2 protein-coding genes and 1 pseudogene are annotated in these 3061 nt (G+C 36.0%); all 3 read left to right on the top strand.

The genetic code is table 11. From position 1 onward, the window contains the following. Positions 1–268, top strand: a 268-nt coding sequence (locus tag ACFIMM_RS00930; protein ID WP_375692576.1) for a YadA-like family protein, incomplete at its 5' end; no start/stop codon positions are given. A gap of 149 nt (positions 269–417) precedes the next feature. Continuing rightward, the gene (locus tag ACFIMM_RS00925) at positions 418–852 is read left to right on the top strand and encodes a hypothetical protein (protein ID WP_375654233.1); all 435 of its coding nucleotides are present in this window, start codon (positions 418–420) and stop codon (positions 850–852) included. A 979-nt stretch (positions 853–1831) separates the two neighbouring features. Beyond that, positions 1832–3061: pseudogene (locus ACFIMM_RS00920) on the top strand (hypothetical protein); the annotation flags it as partial.

Genomic DNA, 3061 nt, shown 5'->3' with positions numbered 1-3061 from the left:
TGAGACATTGAATTATGCTATTCAGGATGTTCGGAAAGAAGCAAGACAAGCTGCTGCTATTGGTCTAGCGGTGTCCAACTTGCGTTACAATGATGCACCAGGAAAGTTAAGTGTTGCACTTGGTAGTGGTATATGGCTTAATCAGTCCGCATTTGCTCTTGGTGCTGGTTATACATCTGAAGATGGAAATATTCGCTCTAGTCTATCTGTGACAAGTGCCGGAGGGCGCTGGGGTGTAGGTGTAGGATTAAGCTTAACTCTAAATTAATAAAATTTACTACGATTATTTTCAAAAACGCTCCTGTCTATACAAGACAGGGGCGAAAAGAGTTACACGATTAAAAGAACGACTCCCATAAATAACAATGCCAGCATTAATGTTGAAAATAAAAAAAGAGAAAATGTCTGAAGAGTGGTGTGTTTTACGCAAATTTGACAGAAGTCGTGGAGGGGGCTAGTTGGTTGTTACATGACAGTAAGCAGCGGATTAAGAAAGTTTTTGATGATACGAAAAAATATGTAGATAAATATTTTTCTGAATCCAAGGATAATGCGATGAGTAATGGTGTTAACGAATCGAAATCCTCCACCGATATGAAATTTGAAATGTTTAGTTATGCTATTGAAGATGTTCGGAAAGAAGCAAGACAAGCAGCGGCTGTTGGTTTGGCAGTGGTAGGTTTGCGTTATAACGATACACTAGGAAAGTTGATTGTTTCATTTGATAGCGGCGCATGGCGTGGACAATTCGCATTTGCTCTTGGTGCTGGTTATATATCAGAGGATGGCTTCATTTGCTCTAATATATCCGCAACGAGTTCTGCGGAGATTAGAGAAGAGATGTTGGCTTAAGATTAAAGCTGCGTTGATGATAGCAAGGGATTCTTTTAACAACATTTATTCTTATTTTATTAAATGAGGGTGAATATTTTTTTGTAGATACACAGTATTTATCTAGAGATAAGCATAATATTTGATGAGGCTATAAACTGTGAGGTTTTATAGAAGATTTTCTATATTTTGTTGAAAAAAGATCACAGTAGAATCCATATTGCTAAAAAGTTATATTTTTATGTNGACAGTATTTATCTAGAGATAAGCATAATATTTGATGAGGCTATAAACTGTGAGGTTTTATAGAAGATTTTTCTATATTTTGTTGAAAAAAGATCACAGTAGAATCCATATTGCTAAAAAGTTATATTTTTATGTTGCTATTTTCTTGAACAGCCTATAGCTGTATGAAAATGTATATTAGTAAGACTCATTTTGATAAAATAATTCAAAGGGGGGATAAGTAGTGCGTAAAGATAAAAGGTACATCACAGGACCACGCATATATCATTATATGATATATTAAAAAGAAAAAATCCAACTAAAAAGCCAGTTATCCAAGGAAAACTATATTCCGGACATATTACAATTTCTTTTTACTTTACTTATTATTAATAAAACTATGCTTTCTAATAAAAATAAAGTCTATAGTTAAGAAAATACATACTAAAACCTAGTACGAAGGATTTTATAGTAATCACTACCAAGTAAAAAGTAATATCAAATATACAAGGCCTCTTTTTTAGTTAGGAAAAAACAGCACACTAAAACCCTTAGACTCTAAATGTGTTATCTTTATGTCCACAAAACATAATCAAAAAGACAAGCATTTAGATCTCAATACAGAGAGCACAAACAAAACAAGACTAAAGACTCAAAACGTTCACACTCTAAGCAATGATCGTCTACTCTGAATTCCAAAGACATCAATAATGCTAAAATGTGTCTTTTTTATGTTTTGGAGGTGTTTCTAAGTTTTTTCATTGGAGAGTTTGTTATGAAAAAATTATATGCCCCACAAGCAGCGAGTGAATTAAAACGTTCTCGTTTTTCTTTTGTTAAAGTTCTTTCGTTGGCTACAGCGGCTACATTCTTATCGAATGTTACGCCTGTTTTTTCAGCAAATCCTGATTTTAGAAACACATTTCTTGAAGGTGTAAAAAGTACCGGCGTGTCTTATCCACAAAGCCTTCTCTCTGTTGCTGGTTTGAATGCTTCTGATGATTATGCAAATTTTTTAACCAAAACCCTTTCTGGTAAGAGTGATAAGCGTCCTGTCGTAAATGTTTTGACAGAAGGTAGCCGTTTTGCGCGAGTTGGAAATGTTGGTGATAAGAAAGCGCCACAGCTTACAAGAATAGCGGTTAACGATAAAAGCATGAGTGCGGATAATATTGCTGTGCGAAAATTGCCAAAAACATTTGTTAAAAAAGGGTGGATGCTGCCTGTTGAGGACGATAATAGTGATGATATTTTGCTGTCTGGCGTTAATAGTTTAGCAAGGAGGGTGAGTACGTATGCAACTAATGATGATATAAAAATAGGAAAAAATCAGAATGCGAATGCCATTAATATTATTGCTATTGGTAACGGCATACAGACATATTCACAAAGTAATCTGTTTGAAGGTGTTACTATTGTTGGCAACGGCACGAAAGACTACGCTTCTGCTGCCACCATTGTTGGTGCATGGGCAGAAGTGAAAGAATCGGGCGGTGTTGCGCTAGGTTACAATTCTGTCGCCGATAGGGCTAGAGGTGTTTTTGGCTATTCTCCTAATAAGAAAGCGAATGCAACAGGTACTGAAGTTCAATGGAAGAGTGTTTATGGTGCCATGAGTGTTGGTAATCTCAGCGAGAAGGGAACGCGACAAATTATAGGGGTAGCAGCTGGTTCTGAACTGACTGATGCAGTAAATGTTGCGCAGATAAAGTCATTACAAAATTACGTAGATAAAGGTTGGCAGCTGTCTGTTGGTGGTGCAGATGCTACAACTATCGGTATAGAGAGCAAGATCGATTTATCAGCGGCAAGTGAAAATCTTCAAATTAGCAAAGGCAAAGATAATAATAATATAAAATTTGATCTAGCTAAGGAAATCGCAGTCAATAAAGTAAATGCAGGAAGCAGTACCTTAGATGCAACAGGCTTAGTGATTACAGGTGGACCGAAAATAATCATTTCTGGGATAGATGCTGGGGGTAAAAAGATTACAGGAGTGTCTGAT

This window comes from Bartonella sp. AP258QHHD (assembly GCF_042196145.1).
Lineage (GTDB): Bacteria > Pseudomonadota > Alphaproteobacteria > Rhizobiales > Rhizobiaceae > Bartonella.
The sequence above is the reverse complement of the archived record's forward strand: the minus strand, read 5'-3'. Positions and strand labels throughout refer to the sequence as shown.